21 protein-coding genes are annotated in these 18,850 nt (G+C 49.4%); 3 read left to right on the top strand and 18 right to left on the bottom strand.

Features of this window, described 5'->3' with window-relative positions:
* Positions 1 to 5: 5 nt before the first annotated feature.
* From OXG87_00615 to OXG87_00630, 4 genes are read right to left on the bottom strand one after another with little or no spacing between them, the layout of a single operon-like run.
* Positions 6 to 671 carry a riboflavin synthase gene (locus OXG87_00615; GenBank protein MCY3868021.1) on the bottom strand — a complete coding sequence of 222 codons (666 nt, stop codon included), beginning with the start codon at positions 669 to 671 and terminating at the stop codon, positions 6 to 8.
* Positions 672 to 677: 6 nt separating this feature from the next.
* Positions 678 to 1,370, bottom strand: coding sequence for a RibD family protein (locus OXG87_00620; GenBank protein MCY3868022.1), 693 nt, complete (start codon positions 1,368 to 1,370; stop codon positions 678 to 680).
* A complete protein-coding gene (locus tag OXG87_00625) occupies positions 1,370 to 3,400 on the bottom strand; it encodes a hypothetical protein (GenBank protein ID MCY3868023.1) in 2,031 nt (676 codons plus the stop codon). The genes OXG87_00620 and OXG87_00625 overlap by 1 nt, the downstream gene beginning before the upstream one ends.
* Positions 3,384 to 5,087 carry a hypothetical protein gene (locus OXG87_00630; GenBank protein MCY3868024.1) on the bottom strand — a complete coding sequence of 568 codons (1,704 nt, stop codon included), beginning with the start codon at positions 5,085 to 5,087 and terminating at the stop codon, positions 3,384 to 3,386. Before OXG87_00630 ends, OXG87_00625 begins: the two co-directional genes overlap by 17 nt.
* Before the next feature lie 189 nt (positions 5,088 to 5,276).
* Between OXG87_00630 and OXG87_00635 the strand changes: the two genes are divergently transcribed.
* On the top strand, positions 5,277 to 5,747 hold the full coding sequence (locus tag OXG87_00635; GenBank protein MCY3868025.1) for a 23S rRNA (pseudouridine(1915)-N(3))-methyltransferase RlmH: 471 nt from the start codon (positions 5,277 to 5,279) through the stop codon (positions 5,745 to 5,747).
* Between the two features lie 533 nt (positions 5,748 to 6,280).
* On the opposite strand, the gene OXG87_00640 is transcribed toward OXG87_00635, so the two are convergent.
* Positions 6,281 to 7,555, bottom strand: a complete 1,275-nt coding sequence (locus OXG87_00640; protein ID MCY3868026.1) for an L-alanine-DL-glutamate epimerase — start codon at positions 7,553 to 7,555, stop codon at positions 6,281 to 6,283.
* A 69-nt stretch (positions 7,556 to 7,624) separates the two neighbouring features.
* Here OXG87_00640 and udk point away from each other — a divergent pair, with 69 nt between their 5' ends.
* Complete coding sequence (gene udk / locus OXG87_00645) at positions 7,625 to 8,254, top strand: uridine kinase (GenBank protein MCY3868027.1); 630 nt, start codon at positions 7,625 to 7,627, stop codon at positions 8,252 to 8,254.
* A gap of 106 nt (positions 8,255 to 8,360) precedes the next feature.
* On the opposite strand, the gene OXG87_00650 is transcribed toward udk, so the two are convergent.
* The 11 genes from OXG87_00650 to OXG87_00700 all read right to left on the bottom strand — a co-directional run bounded on the left by OXG87_00650 (position 8,361) and on the right by OXG87_00700 (position 16,787).
* Positions 8,361 to 9,107 carry a hypothetical protein gene (locus tag OXG87_00650; GenBank protein MCY3868028.1) on the bottom strand — a complete coding sequence of 249 codons (747 nt, stop codon included), beginning with the start codon at positions 9,105 to 9,107 and terminating at the stop codon, positions 8,361 to 8,363.
* 227 nt (positions 9,108 to 9,334) lie between these two features.
* The gene (locus OXG87_00655; protein ID MCY3868029.1) at positions 9,335 to 11,086 is read right to left on the bottom strand and encodes a Na(+)/H(+) antiporter subunit D; all 1,752 of its coding nucleotides are present in this window, start codon (positions 11,084 to 11,086) and stop codon (positions 9,335 to 9,337) included.
* Positions 11,079 to 11,363 carry a hypothetical protein gene (locus OXG87_00660; GenBank protein MCY3868030.1) on the bottom strand — a complete coding sequence of 95 codons (285 nt, stop codon included), beginning with the start codon at positions 11,361 to 11,363 and terminating at the stop codon, positions 11,079 to 11,081. Before OXG87_00660 ends, OXG87_00655 begins: the two co-directional genes overlap by 8 nt.
* Positions 11,360 to 12,829 (bottom strand): monovalent cation/H+ antiporter subunit D family protein, encoded by a 1,470-nt coding sequence (locus OXG87_00665; protein MCY3868031.1) that lies wholly within the window; start codon positions 12,827 to 12,829, stop codon positions 11,360 to 11,362. Before OXG87_00665 ends, OXG87_00660 begins: the two co-directional genes overlap by 4 nt.
* Entirely contained in the window at positions 12,826 to 14,301 is a 1,476-nt protein-coding gene (locus OXG87_00670; GenBank protein MCY3868032.1) for a monovalent cation/H+ antiporter subunit D family protein, read from the bottom strand. The genes OXG87_00665 and OXG87_00670 overlap by 4 nt, the downstream gene beginning before the upstream one ends.
* Positions 14,297 to 14,653 (bottom strand): cation:proton antiporter subunit C, encoded by a 357-nt coding sequence (locus OXG87_00675; protein ID MCY3868033.1) that lies wholly within the window; start codon positions 14,651 to 14,653, stop codon positions 14,297 to 14,299. Before OXG87_00675 ends, OXG87_00670 begins: the two co-directional genes overlap by 5 nt.
* Positions 14,650 to 15,075: a Na(+)/H(+) antiporter subunit B gene (locus OXG87_00680; protein ID MCY3868034.1), complete on the bottom strand. Its 426-nt coding sequence runs from the start codon at positions 15,073 to 15,075 to the stop codon at positions 14,650 to 14,652. The genes OXG87_00675 and OXG87_00680 overlap by 4 nt, the downstream gene beginning before the upstream one ends.
* A complete protein-coding gene (locus tag OXG87_00685; protein ID MCY3868035.1) occupies positions 15,072 to 15,611 on the bottom strand; it encodes a DUF4040 domain-containing protein in 540 nt (179 codons plus the stop codon). Before OXG87_00685 ends, OXG87_00680 begins: the two co-directional genes overlap by 4 nt.
* Positions 15,604 to 15,936 carry a monovalent cation/H(+) antiporter subunit G gene (mnhG, locus tag OXG87_00690; protein ID MCY3868036.1) on the bottom strand — a complete coding sequence of 111 codons (333 nt, stop codon included), beginning with the start codon at positions 15,934 to 15,936 and terminating at the stop codon, positions 15,604 to 15,606. The genes OXG87_00685 and mnhG overlap by 8 nt, the downstream gene beginning before the upstream one ends.
* A 100-nt stretch (positions 15,937 to 16,036) precedes the next feature.
* Positions 16,037 to 16,306, bottom strand: coding sequence for a monovalent cation/H+ antiporter complex subunit F (locus OXG87_00695; protein ID MCY3868037.1), 270 nt, complete (start codon positions 16,304 to 16,306; stop codon positions 16,037 to 16,039).
* Position 16,307: 1 nt separating this feature from the next.
* Complete coding sequence (locus tag OXG87_00700) at positions 16,308 to 16,787, bottom strand: Na+/H+ antiporter subunit E (GenBank protein ID MCY3868038.1); 480 nt, start codon at positions 16,785 to 16,787, stop codon at positions 16,308 to 16,310.
* A 233-nt stretch (positions 16,788 to 17,020) separates the two neighbouring features.
* On the opposite strand from OXG87_00700, the gene OXG87_00705 reads away from it, so the two are divergent.
* Positions 17,021 to 17,320, top strand: coding sequence for a hypothetical protein (locus OXG87_00705; protein MCY3868039.1), 300 nt, complete (start codon positions 17,021 to 17,023; stop codon positions 17,318 to 17,320).
* A 3-nt stretch (positions 17,321 to 17,323) separates the two neighbouring features.
* On the opposite strand, the gene OXG87_00710 is transcribed toward OXG87_00705, so the two are convergent.
* Together OXG87_00710 and OXG87_00715 are read right to left on the bottom strand one after the other, a co-directional pair.
* A complete protein-coding gene (locus OXG87_00710; GenBank protein ID MCY3868040.1) occupies positions 17,324 to 17,548 on the bottom strand; it encodes a hypothetical protein in 225 nt (74 codons plus the stop codon).
* Positions 17,549 to 17,558: 10 nt separating this feature from the next.
* Positions 17,559 to 18,554, bottom strand: coding sequence for an FAD:protein FMN transferase (locus OXG87_00715; protein MCY3868041.1), 996 nt, complete (start codon positions 18,552 to 18,554; stop codon positions 17,559 to 17,561).
* Positions 18,555 to 18,850 lie beyond the last annotated feature (296 nt).

Consider the following 18,850-nt stretch of genomic DNA (forward strand, 5'->3'; position numbering starts at 1 on the left):
TTTAATTATTGGTCGCTCATCATCGCCCGAATGCGATCTTCTGTGAGCGTATCTCCCGAATGTTCAGGTGGTAGATAACAACTCTTCAATTGTAAAAGGCGCTCCAGATAACGCGCGATCATATCCACTTCGATATTTACCTCGTCACCCGGATATTTTTCCGATAGTGTCGTTACTTTTAGTGTGTGCGGAATTGCCGCAATCGAAAAGGTGCGGTCTGTTACTGAAATCACTGTCAGGCTGATTCCGTTGACGGTTACAGAGCCTTTTTCGGCAATATAAGGAGCCAGGTCAGACGGGACTTCAAATTCAAATACGATTTGATCCGAAGATTCCGTGCGGTCTTTTACGCGGCCCACGCCATCGATGTGTGCGGCTACGAGATGACCGTCGAGGCGGTCGCCGAGTTTTAAAGATCGCTCTAAATTAACGCGGTTGCCCACGCGATAATCACCCAATGTGGTTCTTTGCAGTGTTTCTGCTATTGATTCGATCACAAATGTGTTGGCATCAAAATGTACGACGGTATGGCACGCACCTTCAATGGCAATGCTGTCGCCTATTTTTACGCCGTTGAGGACTTGCTTTGCTTCAATGGTGGTGCGCTGATAATCCGCGCGCGATTCAATATGTCGAATCGTTCCCACTTCCTCTACAATGCCAGTAAACATGGTTGCTCAGCCGTTTTTGGACGTTTTTTTTACGCGCGCAGTGAACAGAAAATCATTGCCGATGGATTCGACTTTTACGTTTTCAAGTTCGATTGCATCGGTTATTGAAGTGATGTTTAAGGATCCGATTGAGGGTATGCCTGCACCCAGTATTTTGGGCGCGACAAATGCGGCTATCCGATCTACCAGACCCAGGCGCAATGCCGATGCAGCCACGCGACTGCCGCCTTCGATCAGGATGTGTCGCAATCCCGATAGGGCGGCTTTTTGCAAGACTGCCTTTAGATCTATTTGACTATTCATTACTGGCAATTGCCAGATTTGCGCTCCTTTTTTTTTTCGTTCTTTTATCCGTTTTTTGCACACTTCTTCAGTTGTTGCTATAATCGGAGGTGTTCCGCTAAAAATTTTGGCGTTTAGTCCGATTTTTAGCCGAGAGTCCAGAACGATCTTTGTCGGGCTGCATCCATCGACATGTCGCACGGATAATTCCGGGTCGTCGGCCATCACTGTGCCGCGTCCGACCAGAATCGCGTCGGCCTCTGCGCGAAGTTGATGCCCGCGCACCCGCGATGCTTTTGATGTGATCCACTTCGAGTCACCCGTGCAGGTGGCGATGTTGCCGTCCAGTGTTTGCGCCAGCTTTAAGGTGACATAAGGTAATCCGGTTGACCGATATTTGGTTTCGTTTTCGTTCATTATTTCACTTCAAAAACGGTTTTTCCAACACCCACATTGCCCAGTGCATCTTCCGCTTTTACTACGAGTGTATAAGAGCCGGTTTTCAGATTTTGAATAGAGAAATTCAGTGTCTCTGTCGGCGAATCAAATATCTGGTCAGTGGGAAAGACCACTTTCCAATCGTCGGAATTGAGTGAGTACGCTGCCTTGTGAATCGCAGTGGCAGCATCTTGAATTGATCCGGTTACGCGTACTTTTTTATCGATCTGTCTTATGTTGTGCAACTGCACAGTTGGAGCCGAGTTATCAATTTCAAAGGGCGCGCTGACTGCCTCGGCTGTTAATTCGATGGGATTGTCCAATCGGTCTGATGCGACGACCTTAACTTCGACCGTGCCATCGGGAACAGCTTCGGTGTGCCAAAAATAATGTGAGGTCTTCAGGTCATCTTTTAACAGCCGCCAGTGCGGTTCGCCAATACTTCTAAAATACAGGGTGTAAATCAGGGTGTCGTCGTTGGCATCACCGGCAGTCCAATCGATTTTCCACACGCCTTTTTCCATAAATTCTGGATTTTCGCCTTCGTTGCCAGACTGGTCGGCTTCGGCTTTAACCCGTAATATTCTGGGATGAACATTGTCCTGCAAGCCCGCGAGTTTGATAGAACGCACCAGTGGTGTCGCATCTTCTGATTGGGTCTTCAAAATCAACCGATATTGCAAAAAACGCCCGGGGCGACTGGTAATGGGTTTTCCCGATGTGGTGATTGGCTCTGACCACGCGCTCCACGTATCGTCGGGTTCTTCGCTGTTGCCGGACCGCGTTTGAACAGCGACGGATGTTTCTGCTGGTGTTTCGCTTTGCCACGATACGCGCCCCCAATGCGATACTCGATCAAAGTCATAGGGTTCAGAAGTGAGTTGTCCTTCCACAGCAAATTCTTTTTCTATTCGATAAATTTCTCCTGATCCGCTGCATCCTATCCACATTGCATTATTGTGCGCGGCAACCATAACCCAGGGATTTACATCTTTTAGTTCTGCGAGCAATGTGGCGTTGCCATCGGGCCAAACACGGTACACGCGCCCGTGTTTTCCCGTAACTACTTTTACTGTTCCGTCGGCATCTATTACGGAATCCAATAACATCGGGTCATCGGTGTTCCACAGTCGCATTGCCAATCCCGAAGGTCGGATCGCATACAGTGTTGCGCCGGATTGATCTGACCTTTTTTGTTCTCTTCCATTTCCTTCTGTCCGACCGCTCTGCGCCATCGCTGTTGCGTAAATTGTGCCATTTGGCGCTACACTCAGGGAGTGAATCTCTTTTTCACGGGCGTCGTAAAGCACATCTGCACTACCCTGATCGCGTATCCGATAAATCAGTCCGCTGTTATCTGTGCTCGCATAGAGCTCGCCCTGAGCACCTGTCGCGAGCGATACCACATTGGGGTCTTTGCTCGCGTAGAGCGGGATGACGTTGCCCTGTTTGTCAATTTTCAAAATGCGCCCCTGATCACCGCCTGTACCCGCGTATAAGCTACCGTCTGGACGTGCGATTAGTGCAAATACGTGGCGATCACCTGTCTGACAAAATTCCGTGGGTTCTCGTCCCGGGGCGATGCGATAAATCAGTCCGCCCGGCGATGTGCCCGCGTAAACAGCACCATCTGCACCAATGGCGAGGCTAAAAATGTGAACTGTTGCGGAATCGGGGGCATCAAATAACAGTTCTGCCCGATCGCTGTCGGGTTTGAGCATGTAAATTCGACCTTTATTGCCGGTTCCGATGTACAGGGTTTTGTCCTTATCTACAGATAGTGCCCACACAAAGTCTTCACCTGTATCTGCTACCCGTTTATAGGATGGCGCCAATGTAACCGTGCCTTCCCGCGTGAGCGACACGCCATCGGGTTCTCCCTTCAGGAAGGCCGTCTGTGAATCTTCTCGCCAAATTTTGGGAGACACTGCGTTTGCGATTGTTCCAAGTAGGATGAAAAGCAGCACATGTGTCATCCCTGCTCTCAATATTTTATCTTTTTTCTTCACTCGAACCTCTCCTGCCTGAAAAAGTTGCACTACCGTCTTTGCCCACGACCAGAAGCGCCGTTTGACTGCCGGTCAATACATAGTTGGTCCGTACATGTTTTTGGCTATATACCGACTGCTGTGATTTTTGCACGACATCTGACCCACGCGCCAGTGATAGTGCTGACAGAACCGAAGTGGGCAATCCCGAGATTTCGCGTCCACCCATTGTCACGCTGGGGCGAGAAGCTATGAATCTCGCAACGAGTACATCATTGCGCCCCGATTTCTCGATTAGACCAATCAGTTCATCCAGAGTTTTGGGTTGATAAGCAGTGCGTTTCATATCTTGTAATCGCTGTTCGCGTTCATTCACAATCTGCAATATCAAACGTCCTGGCGTCATAAATCCGGGAATTGGCAAGGCGACATTTACGGTCTCGCCCTTGCCCAGCAACGGAGCCAGCGCAATAGAGACGTGTACTGTATCGCCCGGTTCGTAACGCGAACGATCCAATCGCAGCCCTTTAATACGCGCACTTTGGGTGCGTTCCTCAACGGATAATTGAAATATAGCCGAGTCAATACGGGCATCGACAAAAGGATTCTGGATCACTTGTGTAAGGGGTTGTGTCAAGCCCAGTACTGCCAATCCAAGTCCCTGAGTACCTGCGTACTTATTTTTTATGATTATGGGTTCGCGTTTGGGCAGATGCAACGTCAATTGTCCTGCAACAGTGGTTTCACCAGTCAATTTCTCAGCGGAGATAACAGAGGTCGCTACAGCCATTCGCACCAGCAACGGTCCCAATTCTCTGTGGCGAAATACCTCCATATTAAACGAGGCGTCGTGGTTGGGAGATACGACAGAGATACGCACTGGCATCATTTCTGCTTCAGATCCTATTACGCCAGCAATGCCCGGTGCGCGATCTTGCAAGATCACGCCGATATGTCGCGATGCAGTGCCTACCTTAAACGAAAGCATCTGGCTGGAAATCACTTCGTGAATAAATGCTGCGGTCATAGACATCGCCGTGCGACCACCAAATAACAGGGGATGCCCAAATCCCACTACCTTATCATCCACGCGATGCGTCAGCGTGCCAATACCTGTGACACTGAGATCGCCCCGAACCAATTGCACGCCCAGAGGCGCGCCCGGTTCAAATGGACCGACAGATAGGGATGGGTCTGTTCCGCCGCCGCCCTGCATGGGCAACAGGCCGTATTTTGACAATTCACCGCGATATTCCACGACCACTTGCTGAGCAAATCCCGAGAGCATTAGAGGTACAGCCACGGGTTTTAGCACACCGCCCTGTACGCCAGCGATTTGTCCATCCCACGGCGCAGATCCAAATGTCGCATTCGACAGGGTGTCCTGCGATGTGCGTTGGAGCACCGTCATCATTTCGCCAATTGGCGTGATTCCCGCAATTGGCTCTTCGGCGAATGCACCAATGCTGTAGCCGACTGCGCCGACGAGTTTGCCCTCGATATATACCGGACTGCCACTCATGCCGGCGATGACGCCCGTTTGCGCCATGGGACCGCCAGACAGACGGGCGAGAATCATGTCGCTTTTTGGACCAAAAACATTGCGCAAAACGCCTAATACTTCGACGCCGAATGTGTCGATGCGGGTGCCTTGAAATACCGTGCGACCAACGCCTTTCATGCCGCGCTGGATATCATCGACAGACATGTATAACTCGGCACTGCTCGATCCATATAGTATGCAGATTGTGAAAAATGTCAAAAATCGAGAGAGCATGCGTTCACTTCCGCGTAGAAGGGGATAAGAGAAAATTTTTGCATTCTGATATTATACCGTTTTTTGGGGCGGTGAACAAGTTTCTTGTAAAACATATCAAATCTGAGTATAATGGCAAATATGCAGATCACTTTGGTCACTGTGGGCAGGTTCAAAGACGCGTGTTATCGAGACGCCGCACAAAATTATATCAAACGGCTGAAACACTATGTCGCTTATGATGAGATTGAGGTGCGCGAAGAACGCGGTGGCAAAAATGTCCGCGTGTCTGATATTATTGAGAAAGAAGGCCATCGCCTTTTAAGTGCGCTGCATCCAGATGCCACTGTGGTTGCTCTCGGGCCGTCTGGCAAATTGTGTCGTTCTGAAATTTTAGCCAAAAGATTGAACCATGTGCGCGTACAAAGAAAAAGCCGCCTCTTTTTTTGCATTGGCGGCCCTTTTGGGCTTTCATCTCGAGTTTTGTCGCGTGCAGATTGGCATTTGTCACTTTCACCTATGACCTTTCCGCACGAATTGGCGCGCGTTATCTTGCTCGAGCAACTCTATCGCGCCTTTACGATTATCAGAGGTGAAAATTACCACAAATAAAACAATTTAGAAACCGCTTAAAATCAGCCCGGGGGCAGGCGACTCACACAGCCTGGGAGAGATGATTCTGCAGAGAATCCGGCTACGTTGAGTCAACTCGCCCCCGGGTTTTAACATGTCAAAACCAAACCTGTGTTGATAAGGGGTAAATCAGTAATAGCGAGTTCACTAACTCAAATATATGGTAGAAAAATTGGAACGGGGAGTTCAGATAAGCTATTCACAAATGACTGAGAAAATCCGATGGGGAATCGGGGTCACCTGCTTGACTCAGGGGGAGTTGACGAGTTTTTGCCACAAGAACGGGCTTAAAATAAGCCATTGTTTTTATTAAGTCAAGATTACTTTTTTGTTTCATCTGGTATGCGCCAGATATTGTGTGTCAAATCATCCTATCCACAGCCCAATGTGTTCCCAACACATCTTTTCCGACAGGTGTAACTTCAAATCGGCCCAGGTTCAGATTGTATAGTTAGTATAAGAAAGACATACGTTTGTATTTATAGATGCATAAAAATACAAGCGCGAACATCTTATTTTTTAAATAATCGCGTGTACACAGCAGGTTCTTCAAAAATCCCTCCGCTTTGCTCGTAGTAGTTCTTATCCAACACAAATGCACCACCTCTGGGTCGCAACCACGATGCATTGGGCAGGGCATATTCCGAGAGCATGCGATCCCATGTTCTGTAATTTTCCGGGCCGTTGGATTCCATCAGTCCCCCTTTCACACCGGGAAATGCGGGCAATCGCGCGGCCACATTTTTGTTCCATTCCACCAGCACGGGTACACACGCATTATCCGCCACAAAACACGGTACACTATTTTTCGCTGCTTCTATCATGCGAAAAGCCAATGAGAGGGTTTTACCCGCGGGCTTGATCGCCATAGCGCCATATCCCTGCTCCAGACGGGTGTGTACATCCACAACTGTTTCGATGCTTTCATCGCCTGCAAAACGGGCAGGCAAGCCGTGTACATCGATATCTGCTGGGCGAGAAAAGGGTTCTTCAATCAGGACAATGCGATCCAGCATACCTTCATTGTCCGCATGATCTAATAAGCGCGCCATGCTGTTTTTTTCGCCATAACGACCATTGGCATCGAGATAATAGAGCACCTGTCCCGAATCGGTCATCTCCGTTTCATACCGACGTGCCAGACTGTGAATCTGCGACAGACAGGCCATGTCTGTTTTTAACATTTCGGCTTCATCTCCCGGATGCCCAATTTTGATTTTTAGTATGTACGCCCCGCTATCTAAAATTGCCCGCAATTCATCTATAGGCAGGGTATAACTCACTGCGGGGACAAGCGCGACATGCGATTGGCGATGGGATAAAAATGAGCGAAATTTTTCCGGGATTAAGGCGTCGAAGGTCGCCAATTTCTTCTGCTTTGCATACAAGGTCCAGGCGGCGTTGTCCAGTGCTACCAGTGCAATTAGCGCAAATGTTCGGCGCAAATCCCCCTGACCTGTGATCGCTTTGGCATAAGAAAAGACGTCGTTTTCAATGGTGTCGAACAATGCCAGGGGGTCGGAAAATTCTTTCCCCTTGATGTGCTGTAGGGCGAATTCCAGGAGAGATGCCTGAAGCAAATTGCCGCCCATTTCCGTATGTGCAGCAAATACGGCTGCGTCTGACCACAGTACTGCCAAACCACCTATCCCAAAAGCCTCATACCCATCGGCATCTTTTAAGCGCACGACGAGATTCCACTTTTCGTGAAAAGCCGATCCCTTAAACGCAAAGGGCCGCGCGAATGGTTCGCGCTGAATTTCTAAATCTGTTTCGACAATGTGCATTTGTTTGTATCCTTTGATAAGGGGATGGCACAAGAGTTGTCCCCTAAACGGCATTCAGGGATAATATACATGCCCCAAAAAATTTGCAAGCCCTACATCGTTGGTATTGCCGGAGGCACTGGCGCGGGTAAGACCACACTTGCCCACATACTTTTTGATCATCTCGGCGATGATCGTGCTCTAAGCATTGCCCACGATGCGTACTATCGCGATTTTTCCCATATCCCGGCAGACCAGCGCGGGCAAATCAATTTCGATCATCCCGATGCACTCGAGACAGATTTGCTGGTCCAACACCTTCAGGCATTATCTCGTGGGGAAACCGTCTCGATACCCACTTACGATTTTGCCACCCATATCCGCACTGGTAGAACCTTTGAGATATGTCCTCGCCCCATTATTATTGTGGAAGGCATTCTCCTGTTGGTCGAACAAATACTGCGCGATGTCCTGAATTTGAAAATTTTTGTGGATACACCGCCAGATATTCGCCTGATTCGTCGCATTAACCGCGATGTCGATGAACGCGGGCGCACCCCCAAATCCGTTACCCTTCAATACCTCGAAACTGTGCGCCCCATGCACGATGCTTATGTCGAACCGTCCCGCAAATATGCCGATCTCATCGTTTGCGGAGATCGCGTTTTTACCATTGCAGCGGATTTGATTTTGGGACATCTATATACTATTTGGGAGTAAAAAAAGGGGAGACCTCAAAAGGTCTCCCCCTCTCGCCTGGTCGCATCTGATTAACCACGCCACGAAGCAAACCAGAAATGCCGACCCGGGTCGAGAATTGAATAGCTTACTGCCCAAATCCGATGCTCACGCCCCCCCAAATGGTGTGGTTGTCGGGGTTGATTTCTGTATCGGCATAAGAAAATCCAATGGTTGGCGCAATCGAAATTGAGCAGGCATTACAACTGAGAGAAGCCGTAACCGTGACATCGTTAAAACCTATTTTATTAGCACCCGTTTCATCTAATACGTAATTGCTCATGGCAACACTTGCACCGATGCTCAACACTTGCCCATCTTCTGAGCCGAGCGGAATGTCATAGCCACCCGACAAAGACGCATACCAGGCCTCGACCAGACCAAAATCGTAATAAAATGTCAGTGCAGGTGATATGGCGTTATCCAGAGAAAGCCCAATATAAGCTTCTTGCGAGAGATTTGAGTCTTCATCTGCACTGGGAAATACGTATTGGATATAACCGATGGAAACGCCCAGGCCCATGTCCTCGCTCAAGGATCTCGAATAGTCGGCATAAAAGTCGAGTTCATCGACATTTTGGGTTTGTGTATCGGGATTCCTGTCATCAACGCGGTCTTGCACAAACCACGATCCCCACGCGCCTAATGACAAACCCGTTTCACCGAATCCCACCTCAATACCCGGCTGGGCCACAATTTTGTCATCGGCTCCGAGCACATAACCGCGCCAAATATATCCCGTATAGCTATCCAGAGTAATACCGACCGACATCTGCGCATTTGCGGGGGCGATTAAAAAAATTCCTGCAAGCAAAATGCCACATAATTTCTTCATAAGTCCCTCCTGATGAGTTTATACACAGTGATGCATTTATGACCTGTATGCAAAATTTTGTGGCGTACACACAGACCATATTTTGGATTTTGATACTTTATTAGTTTTCCATTTTCTCCTTTCTATAAAATATATGATAGTGATGTTTCACCGGGATTTCTTAAAAATAAAAAAAACAAAAATAAAACACAAAAATACGTCTAATGTTTCAAATGTGTAAACGGTTTTTAAAAATAATAAATCAGATAAATTGCCAGAAAAATAATCGCGATGAGCACATTGCTTTGCGATAACCACGAGCGGCCAAACAATCCCCTATTATTGTGTTGTTTCTGAACGCCCGCAATGAGTTTTCGAACCACCGCCTTTCCATTCTGAAAAAAGGCATTGACGAGCGGTCCGCCTGTGCGGACGATGGCGCGAATACCACTGGGTAAAGCGCGTCGGTAAATCCAGTCGAAGTCGAGATTTACACCGGGCAATTCGGGAGGGTGCCTGCCTATCAATATCAGTATTCCGACGATACCGTGCTTTTTTCGGGTTTCCAGGGATGCGTCGATTTCATTGGTCAACATCAAGATCACAAATGCCAGTACTGCAAAGAAGACCAGTTGAAGTTGGAGCACGACATGAGTCGTGGTATAGGGCACGTAATCTACGGGATACGGCAATAAGTTGTAGAGCAGCGGTGGATAGGAGCCTATGACGATACAGAGTATGGCTGAGATCGTCATGGCGATCCGCATGTTGAGGGGTGCTTCGGAACAGCGAATTCCGGAGTCGTGCGCGAAGAAGGAAAAAAATGGGATTTTGACGCCTGCGTGGTGAAGCACGCCCGCCGATGCAAATAAGAGCACCAGCCAGATTGTCACAGCGCCACTGTCGGCAACGCCCTGCATGACCATGGATTTGCTGATAAACGCGTTGAACAGGGGTATTGCGGATATGGATGCGGCGCCTATAATACAGCAGGCACAGGTCCAGGGCATGGACTTGTAAAGGCCGCCCAGGTCTGAGGCATTGATGCGTCCGCTGGAAAATAAGACAGCGCCCATGGACATGAATAGCAGTCCTTTGAATAGCACGTCATTGAATGCATGCGATACTGCGCCGTTAATGCCCAGTGCGCCTCCGATGCCAATGCCCGCGACCATAAATCCGATCTGGTTGATCATGCTGTAGCTCAATACGCGGCGCATATCGTTTTCGATGGCTGCGTAGAATATCGGAAAGATGGTCATGATGGCGCCGATGTAGATGAGCAGGTCTTCGCCGGCAAATCCGCGCGCGAGGGCATATACAGCGGCTTTGGTGGTAAATGCGCTCAGAAATACCGTGCCCACGGGTGTGGATTCTGGATAGGCGTCAATCAGCCAGTTGTGGAGCAGGGGAAAGGCGCATTTGATTCCAAAGGCGAAAAATATCAGGTAGTGATGTCCCTCATTTAGTCCGATGTGATCAAAGGCGAGGGATTTTGTGTTTAAATAGTAGAATACCGCGCCGAGCAGGAGTAGTAATCCCGAGGAGATATGCATGACCAGATAGCGCATTCCCGACCGCAGTGAGTGCTCACCGCCGCGCGCCCATACGAGGAATACCGATGTGATCGCCAGTAATTCCCAGAAGATAAACAGCGTGATCAGATCGCCGGCAAATACCGCCCCAACTGCCGATCCCGCGTAGATCAATCCCGTGCCGATCTGCAACCGGTCTTTGAGATGTAGCGCGTAAATTGCGCCGATAAAAGCCGCCAGATGGAACAGGTATCCAAATAGCATGCTCAAGCGGTCCGCGCGCAGTACGGTCAGTTCGTAGCCGCCCCAGGTGATGTGCCACAGGGTGCCATCGGCAATGGTCAGCAGGTTTAAAAATCCGAGCACGGGCAAGCATACCGACGCGATGCGGCGCAGTGTGGTTGGCATGCAAAATAAAAGCAGGCCGCCCGCCAGCAGGATCAGTGCGGGATGAACCTCACTCATCGTAATAGTCCTCCGACCGTAGCAGTTTTTTTCTTAAAAGTATGGAGCCCCAGACGATTAATAAATAAGCGACAAATCCGTAGATGGCGTAGAATCCAAATCGGCCTTCAATTGGCAACTCGCCTTCGGCAAAAGTCAGGTGTCGATGGACGATGAGGTCGGTCAGGATCAACAATGCACACCAAACAAAAAAGCCCAGGATCAACCAGCGCACAGCTCCGAGATGGGCCAAAAGGCCCTGATGTTCATTCTGTTTTGGAGATTCGGGATGGTTCATGGCATGACCTCTCCGATCATAAGCAACAGGTTCAGAACAGGTTCGGGATAGATATAGAGTACCAGGCAGCCGACGGCTGTAAATGATAAGGGGATCACACATGCAAGCGGTGCTTCGTGCAGACCGTCTGCGTGATGGTCATTGGTTGCGGACGCAAAAAATGCATAGATGGGAATTGGCAACAAATAGAGGACGTTGAGTAGCGAACTCATCAGCAATACCCCTGCTGCCACATATTGATGGGCTTCAATAGAAGCCATAACCAGATACCACTTGCTCCACGCGCCCGCAAAAGGCGGAATTCCGATGATGCTTAGAGAGCCGATCAAAAAGGCGAACATGGTAAATGGCATCTGCCGTCCAATGCCTTTCATGTCGCTGATTTCTGTTTTGTGCAGGGCCACCAGGATGGCACCGGCACAGAAGAACAGGGTGATTTTGCCAAAGGCGTGCGTTACGATGTGCATGCTGCCGCCCAGTACACCCAGGTCATTTGCAAGCGACGCGCCCAGCACGATGTAGGATAACTGGCTGATTGTGGAGTACGCCAGTCGCGCTTTCAGGTTGTCCTTGGTCATGGCTACCAGCGATCCTACCAGAATGGTGAAGCCAGCGAGATAGGTCAACCATTCACTGAGACCCGCGTCCGAAAGCAACTCTGTGCCAAAGAGGTAGATCACCACTTTCATTATCGTAAATACGCCGGCTTTTACTACTGCTACGGCGTGTAGCAATGCGCTGACAGGCGTAGGCGCAACCATTGCCGCGGGCAACCATCGGTGGAGTGGCATTAAAGCCGCTTTTCCGGTTCCAAAGGCATAGAGACCGAGCAGGACGATTACAATGCCTTCGCTCGCTTTTCCGGTTAGAATACCGCCCGGCGCAAATTCCAGCGTGCCGGTCAATTGCCATGTCCATACCATGCCCAGCAACAAGAATCCCACGGAAGTACTCATCAAGATGCCCATGTAAATTCGCCCGGCGCGCATGGCTTCTTCGCTGCGGTGGTGCGTTACAAGCGGATATGTCGATAGGGTCAATATCTCGTAAAAGATGAAGAGAGTGAACATGTTGCGGGCAAAAGCCACGCCCAGAGCAGCCGAGATCGCAAATGCGAAGAATACAAAAAACCGCGTCTGATTTTCTTCGTGGTGTCCGCGCATGTACCCGATAGCATAGATCGTGGTGACAATCCATAAACCCGACGCGATCAGGGCAAATATCATACCCAATGGCTCTACCTGAAATGCCAGTGATAGGCCCGGCATTACGTCTATGACATGCGCGGCGGGCTGTGCGCCGTCCATTACCGAAGGCAGGAGTGAAATGACTGTGCCAAAGGTCAATACAGCCGCAATCAATCCTATGGCTTCGCGCACATTGGGGCTGCGCGAGGTCAGTGCAATAAAGGGCATGCCCAGAAGCGGTAACGCAATGGATAGGAGTATGGCGGTTGATCCACTCACGGCGTTACCCCCAGCAATAATCCGGCGGCGCGTTGTGCCACGTTGACGGTTAAGTCCGTTTGTATGCCAAAATACAATGTCGCTCCTGTCAAAATCCACAGGGAGATCTGCATCATTAACGGCGCTTCCTTTATATTGGAATCATCATCGGCTTTCTGAAAATAGGCCACTTCAACGACGCGCCACACATATACTACGGCGAGTAGAGAACTGAGCAGGGCCAGCAGTGCTACGGGCCACCATCCGGCTTCCAGCGCGGCCAGGATCAAATACCATTTGCTGATAAAGCCCACGGTTAAAGGCACGCCGATCAAGCTCAGACCCGCCAGTACAAAAGCCGCCATTGTTACGGGCATGCGTCGCCCAATTCCTTTCCAGTCGGCGAGGTCAGATGATCCGAGGCGCAATACCACGCAGCCTACGGCCAAGAATAGGGCGGCTTTCATCAGGGCGTGATTAAACAGGTGAACAATCCCGCCGGTCAATCCGGTTATGGAAACAAAGCCGATGCCCAGCATCATGTACCCGATTTGCGCCACGCTCGAATAAGCCAATAATCGCTTTACATTGGTCTGGTAAATGGCGGATAGGGATGCCACGTAAATCCCGATGAGGGATAGGGGGATTAAAAAGGCATCGAGGTTGAGTTTTTCAAATACAAATTCGGCACCCCATACGGTAAATGTGAATCTCAGAAATACGTAGATGGATACTTTTGTCGCTGTTGCAGCCAGGAAAGCCGTGACTAAAGATGGCGCGTAGCAATAGGCGTTGGGCAACCACATGTGCAGGGGGAACATCGCCAGTTTGATTAACATGCCCACGGTTAAGAAGGCGAATGCGACCATTGCTGTGCGGGTTTCGAACATGGCGGGCAATCGCCCGGATAGATCAAACATATTCAGAGTGCCGGTCATCATGTACATCAGTCCGATGCCGATGACAATAAACGTGGCTCCCAATGTGCCCATGAGGAGGTATTGATAGGACGCGGTCAGTGCACGCCGGTCGCGTCCCATGGCGATGAGGGTATAGGACGATAGCGATGATATTTCTAAAAATACAAAGACGTTAAACGCGTCGCCCGTGATTGTAATGCCCATCAATCCGGTGAGGCAGAGCAAATAAGCTGTGTAAAATAAATAATGCTGCTTACCGGCGACTTCATCTACCACGCTCGGCAGTGCAAAAAACGTCAGCACGGCGGCGATGATCGAAACCAGCAGCAGCACATAAGCGTTGATCGTATCGACGCGGTATTCAATGCCCCAGGGGGCAATCCATCCGCTTATGGCATACGAGATCACGCCTTCTTCGAGCACGCGGATGAGCAGCATAGATGCTATGCCCAGAGAGGCCAAACACACGAGAGATGCAAAAGCCCACACCAGCGTTTTTTGCCGCAATAACACACATAAGGGGGCCGATACAAGGGGGACAACGATCAACAATATGGGCAGATGCATATCAATCATTCACGCGGTCCTGTTCTATGATTTCATCTTCCTCAATTGTATCATAAGCTTCTCCAATTCGCACGACGAGTGCCAATCCCAGGGAGAGGGTTGCGATGCCCACGACAATTGCCGTCAGGATGAGTACATGGGGCAATGGGTTGGAATACACTTCAATACCTTCTTCCAAAATGGGCGCAGTACCGCCGCTTACTTTTCCCACGGTGATATAGAGCAAGAAAACCGAAACCTGAAAGATACTCAGGCCAATCAATTTTTTGATGAGATTGGGACGCGCAATTGCGGTGTACAATCCAATCATCATCAAGACCATACAGGCCCAATAGTTGAATAATCCGACGGAGATCATCGCAATCGCCTCCGGCCTGCAAAAGAAAAAAAGATGGCTATCATCACTGCGGCCACGGTAATACCCACGCCGAGTTCGACCAGAAAGATGCCCAGATGTTGTCCGTGCGATGCATGTTCCGGATCCAGAGCAGTATAATTCAGGAAATTGTAACCGAGAAATAGGGAGACCAATCCCGTGCCCGCATAGAGCAAGACGCCGAGTGAGACGAGCGTTTCAATGATGCGGGGTTTTACAATTTTTTTTGCGGCTTGCAGGCCAAAAATTAGCGTGTAGAGGACTACTGCTGCTGCAAAAATCACACCAGCTTGAAATCCTCCTCCGGGTCCGAAGTCGCCGTGAAATTGCACGTAGAGCGCGAATAACAGTATCGGAGGAATGAACCACTTGCCCACTACGCGGGGAATACTCTGATGTCTCACTGCTTGTCCTCCTTGCGCCTGATATGCCCCAGGAGCAATATTACGCCGATACCGGCTGTAAAAATCACGGCTACTTCACCCAGTGTATCGTATCCCCGGTAGCTCGCCAATACCGATGTTACAATATTGGGGATTCCCATTTCTTCTCCCGATTTTTCAATATAGCGATCGGCAACGTGTGTGTGAACGGGCGCATTGGGGTCGCCGAACATCGGCATGTCCAGTGTGCCGTAAATAAGTGCGCTGCCCGTAACGAGCACCACGAGCAGTGCCAATGCATTATTTTTTTTGATAATTTTTTCTTCGCGCGTGGTCAATGATAGGGTGCCCAGCAAGAGCACGGTTGATACGCCTGCTCCGACAGCCGCTTCGGTAAATGCGACATCGACGGCGTCGAGCAATGTAAATACGATAGCCGCGAGGAAGCTGAATATGCCCAGCATCACTGCGGCCATAAACAAATTGTGCATTCGGGAAACCGCAATCGCGAGTACGATCATAAAAGACAGCAGGGCGATGTCCAGTATTTCAGTCATGCTCATTTTTCCCTTTGTTGTCGGGGTCGCTTAAAAAAGGCTTGAGGCCCGACGTAAATGCCGCTTTGCCTACCGCGTGGGTCGATGTGGGGCTGGTGATGAGTAATATCACCAGAATCATCACCAGTTTTACTGTGACCGTTGTCAGGCCGCCCTGAAACATCAATCCTATGAGAACGAGGCCCGCCCCCAGTGTGTCGGTAATGCCACCGCCGTGCATGCGGCTGTAAAAATCGGGTAAGCGCAACAGCCCCAGGCCGCCTATCATGCACAGAATACATCCCGGGATGAGGCAAATCCAGCTCAATATATCGATAATCGTCATGGTGTTTGGGTCCTGTTTAGCGGTCAGCAAATCAGGTGCTGTATCTGAAAGCCGTCATTGCGGCATGGTGTTGAGCCGCAATCCAGTGGTTTTTCCTTTTTTATTTTTCCGGATCGGCACCAAGGTCATTATAGGTCACAAATTTTAGAACGGCCAATGTGCCGATAAAGTTGATCAATACATAAATCAGGGCGAGGTCCAGAAAATCGGGGCGGTCAGTTAAAAATCCGAGTACAGCAATAAATAATACGGTTTTGGTGCCAAACATATTTACCGATAGGATGCGATCGTACACAGTTGGTCCCAATAGGGCGCGGCAAAGTGCCAGTGCCATGGTGACCAATATGCCGATCATTGCCGCAATAAACATCTCATTGCTCCAGTGCCGTCGTCACGCGGCGGTCCATATCGCCGCTCTGTACATCGTCAGCGGCTTCTTTTGTCAGGGCATGTACCACAATATCTTCTTCGTCCAGGTCGAGTGATACAGTGCCGGGGGTCAGGGTTATTGAATTGGCAAAAATGACGCGACAGAGATCGGTTTTTTGCGTTCCCGTTACGCGCACTATGCGCGGGGCAATGGGCAATCTGGGATTCAAAATGCGTTTTGCCACGTCGATATTCGCTTTGATAATGGCCCAGGCCAGCCACGGAATATACACAATCAGGTGTCGGGCCAGATTAATCTGGATCCCTTCTTCATCTATAATATCCAGACGACCCGCCAGATAAACGACAAAAGCGCAGGACAATATACCCATGGCGAGGACCAGCGTGTGTTCAAGCGTATAATGTCCAGACCAGAGCAGCCAGAGGGTGAATGAAAAGATGCAGATAAAGATGTAACGCATATAAACCTCGGATGAAAAGCGGTGAGATGTAAGACGTAAGAGGGGAGTACACCGCCCAGCCCCACAGGTGGAACGCAATCGGGAAAGGCACAAAAAACCCATTCGTTCGCTCGAATGGGGGATGTGCAAACTATTCTATTTAATATTTTTTAACGCAAAAAATCAAGCGAAATATCGCGTTACGTCTTATTTTAAGATACTGCAATCCCAGATTTAACAGAAAGGTACAGCCTGTGTCAACTATTTTGATCGCATATCTGTTCACAGCACTCGTTTTTGGATTTTTTCTCTATTATTTTGTTTGGCGCAATCGCTATGTGACGCAGATTCGCCTGTCTGTTTATAAGATTGAAGGGCGGGTTGTGAGTATTGAGCGCGTGGTGAGGGATATTCAGGTGAATGAGCATCAGGATCTGCTGGCATTAAAACGCATTGAGTGGAAGGTTATTTACAAAGACCGGAATGACAATCTCTGCGAGACCCGCTGCCGCGTTCAAGAAGGACAACTCGACTGGCATCCTCCGTTGAGGTGACTGTCACACTTTTTCCGCAATGGAGACGGTGTTCTGATCTTTTTGCGCTTTTTTGCGACGTGGGCATGTAAAGCAGGCGGAGTCCTCGTCGGAACTCTGTTCAGGGGGTTCTAAGACATCGCCACAACAACTCTGCTGCTTTTTTTTGTACTGCGCAAATGTCAACGCACCTGCCATGAACGCAAATGCTATGATGAGAAAGATCGTCGCTGTTAATATGGTTTCCATGGTAGAGTCCTTATTTGAGCAATGCCTCAAAACTATCCGTCATTTTTTCCACGAATCCATCTCCATGTCTTACAATCATAAATACGGCGAGGTTGCGTTTTTCGGCAAATGCAAATCCCTTTTCCGGTCCCATTACATTGATCGCTGTGGCCAGCCCATCGGCATAGGCGCAACTTGTGTGTAGTACTGTTACGGAGGCCAGGGCATGCGTTATGGGCCGTCCTGTGCGCGGGTCAATAGTGTGGGAATACCGCACGCCGTCGCGTTCAAAATAAGTGTGGTAATCGCCCGATGTCGCCATGGACAGGTTGTGCAAGGCAAGTGCTTTTTGTAGTTCGCCCTGTCCGGCTGGACTCGCAATACCTATCCGCCAGAGTTGTTTCAGGTGGTTGTGGCCCTTTGTTCGCAGTTCGCCACCGATTTCAATAAAATAGCGATTGATGCCCAAGCTGTCCAGATAACTCGCTATGCGATCTACGCCATATCCCTTGGCTATTGCAGATAAGTCGCAATAGATTTCAGGGATTTCTTTTTTTATTGCGGGAGCGGATAGGTCAATGTGAATTTTTTCGTATCCGACCAGTGTTCTGTGAGCTTGTATTGAGTCAGGCGATGGTACGCGATCGGGGATGGCGTTGGGTCCAAAACCCCACAGGTTGACCAGCGGCCCAATGGTGACGTCAAACGCGCCATCGGACCAGGTGCTGATTTCACGCGCGATGTGTAAAACATAAGCAAAGTCCGATGAGACTGCAAACCAGTCTGTTGAAGGCGAGCGGTTGAATTGGGTGATTTCGGAGTTGTCCTGATAAGTGGACATCTGACGATTGACTTCTTCTAATCGCACGTTGATTTCTCGGTCCAATACATCCGCGTCAAGAGTTTGGTCTTTTTGGACGATTTTGACCTGAAACGTCGTTCCCATCGTTGGACCAGAGATCGTTGTCAGATGATCCTGACATCCGATTAACAGGAGCGGAAATATCCATCGCCAAATTCTGTCCATTTTCCGTCACATGCCCCAAATGTCGTGTTGAAAGCTGTGTCTCTCTATCTCAGGTATTAGCAGTTCTGAATGGGAATTGGGAATTATATTACGCACACTATCCCCATCGCTTTACTCCAAAATACAATTTAAAATCCAATCGCGCTGTAAATATAAATAATTTCAATGGTTTATACAAGTATTATTAAACTTGTTTGACACGGCGTTTTAATCTCTTTATATCCTCCAAAACAGCGAATAAGCCAACAATTCCAACGAGGAGGTTGACTGTGTTGCCCAAACCCGATTCGTAGCTG

This window comes from Gemmatimonadota bacterium, assembly GCA_026706845.1.
Taxonomy (GTDB): domain Bacteria; phylum Latescibacterota; class UBA2968; order UBA2968; family UBA2968; genus VXRD01.

What these genes read in the sequence shown, in the direction of transcription:
- OXG87_00615 (MCY3868021.1), bottom strand. Translation starts at nt 671, where the DNA reads ATGTTTACTGGCATTGTAGAGGAAGTGGGAACGATTCGACATATTGAA.
- OXG87_00620 (MCY3868022.1), bottom strand. Translation starts at nt 1,370, where the DNA reads ATGAACGAAAACGAAACCAAATATCGGTCAACCGGATTACCTTATGTC.
- OXG87_00630 (MCY3868024.1), bottom strand. Translation starts at nt 5,087, where the DNA reads ATGTCTGTCGATGATATCCAGCGCGGCATGAAAGGCGTTGGTCGCACG.
- OXG87_00635 (MCY3868025.1), top strand. Translation starts at nt 5,277, where the DNA reads ATGCAGATCACTTTGGTCACTGTGGGCAGGTTCAAAGACGCGTGTTAT.
- OXG87_00640 (MCY3868026.1), bottom strand. Translation starts at nt 7,555, where the DNA reads ATGCACATTGTCGAAACAGATTTAGAAATTCAGCGCGAACCATTCGCG.
- udk (MCY3868027.1), top strand. Translation starts at nt 7,625, where the DNA reads ATGCCCCAAAAAATTTGCAAGCCCTACATCGTTGGTATTGCCGGAGGC.
- OXG87_00650 (MCY3868028.1), bottom strand. Translation starts at nt 9,107, where the DNA reads ATGAAGAAATTATGTGGCATTTTGCTTGCAGGAATTTTTTTAATCGCC.
- OXG87_00655 (MCY3868029.1), bottom strand. Translation starts at nt 11,086, where the DNA reads ATGAGTGAGGTTCATCCCGCACTGATCCTGCTGGCGGGCGGCCTGCTT.
- OXG87_00660 (MCY3868030.1), bottom strand. Translation starts at nt 11,363, where the DNA reads ATGAACCATCCCGAATCTCCAAAACAGAATGAACATCAGGGCCTTTTG.
- OXG87_00675 (MCY3868033.1), bottom strand. Translation starts at nt 14,653, where the DNA reads ATGATCTCCGTCGGATTATTCAACTATTGGGCCTGTATGGTCTTGATG.
- OXG87_00685 (MCY3868035.1), bottom strand. Translation starts at nt 15,611, where the DNA reads ATGACTGAAATACTGGACATCGCCCTGCTGTCTTTTATGATCGTACTC.
- mnhG (MCY3868036.1), bottom strand. Translation starts at nt 15,936, where the DNA reads ATGACGATTATCGATATATTGAGCTGGATTTGCCTCATCCCGGGATGT.
- OXG87_00695 (MCY3868037.1), bottom strand. Translation starts at nt 16,306, where the DNA reads ATGTTTATTGCGGCAATGATCGGCATATTGGTCACCATGGCACTGGCA.
- OXG87_00700 (MCY3868038.1), bottom strand. Translation starts at nt 16,787, where the DNA reads ATGCGTTACATCTTTATCTGCATCTTTTCATTCACCCTCTGGCTGCTC.
- OXG87_00710 (MCY3868040.1), bottom strand. Translation starts at nt 17,548, where the DNA reads ATGGAAACCATATTAACAGCGACGATCTTTCTCATCATAGCATTTGCG.
- OXG87_00715 (MCY3868041.1), bottom strand. Translation starts at nt 18,554, where the DNA reads ATGGACAGAATTTGGCGATGGATATTTCCGCTCCTGTTAATCGGATGT.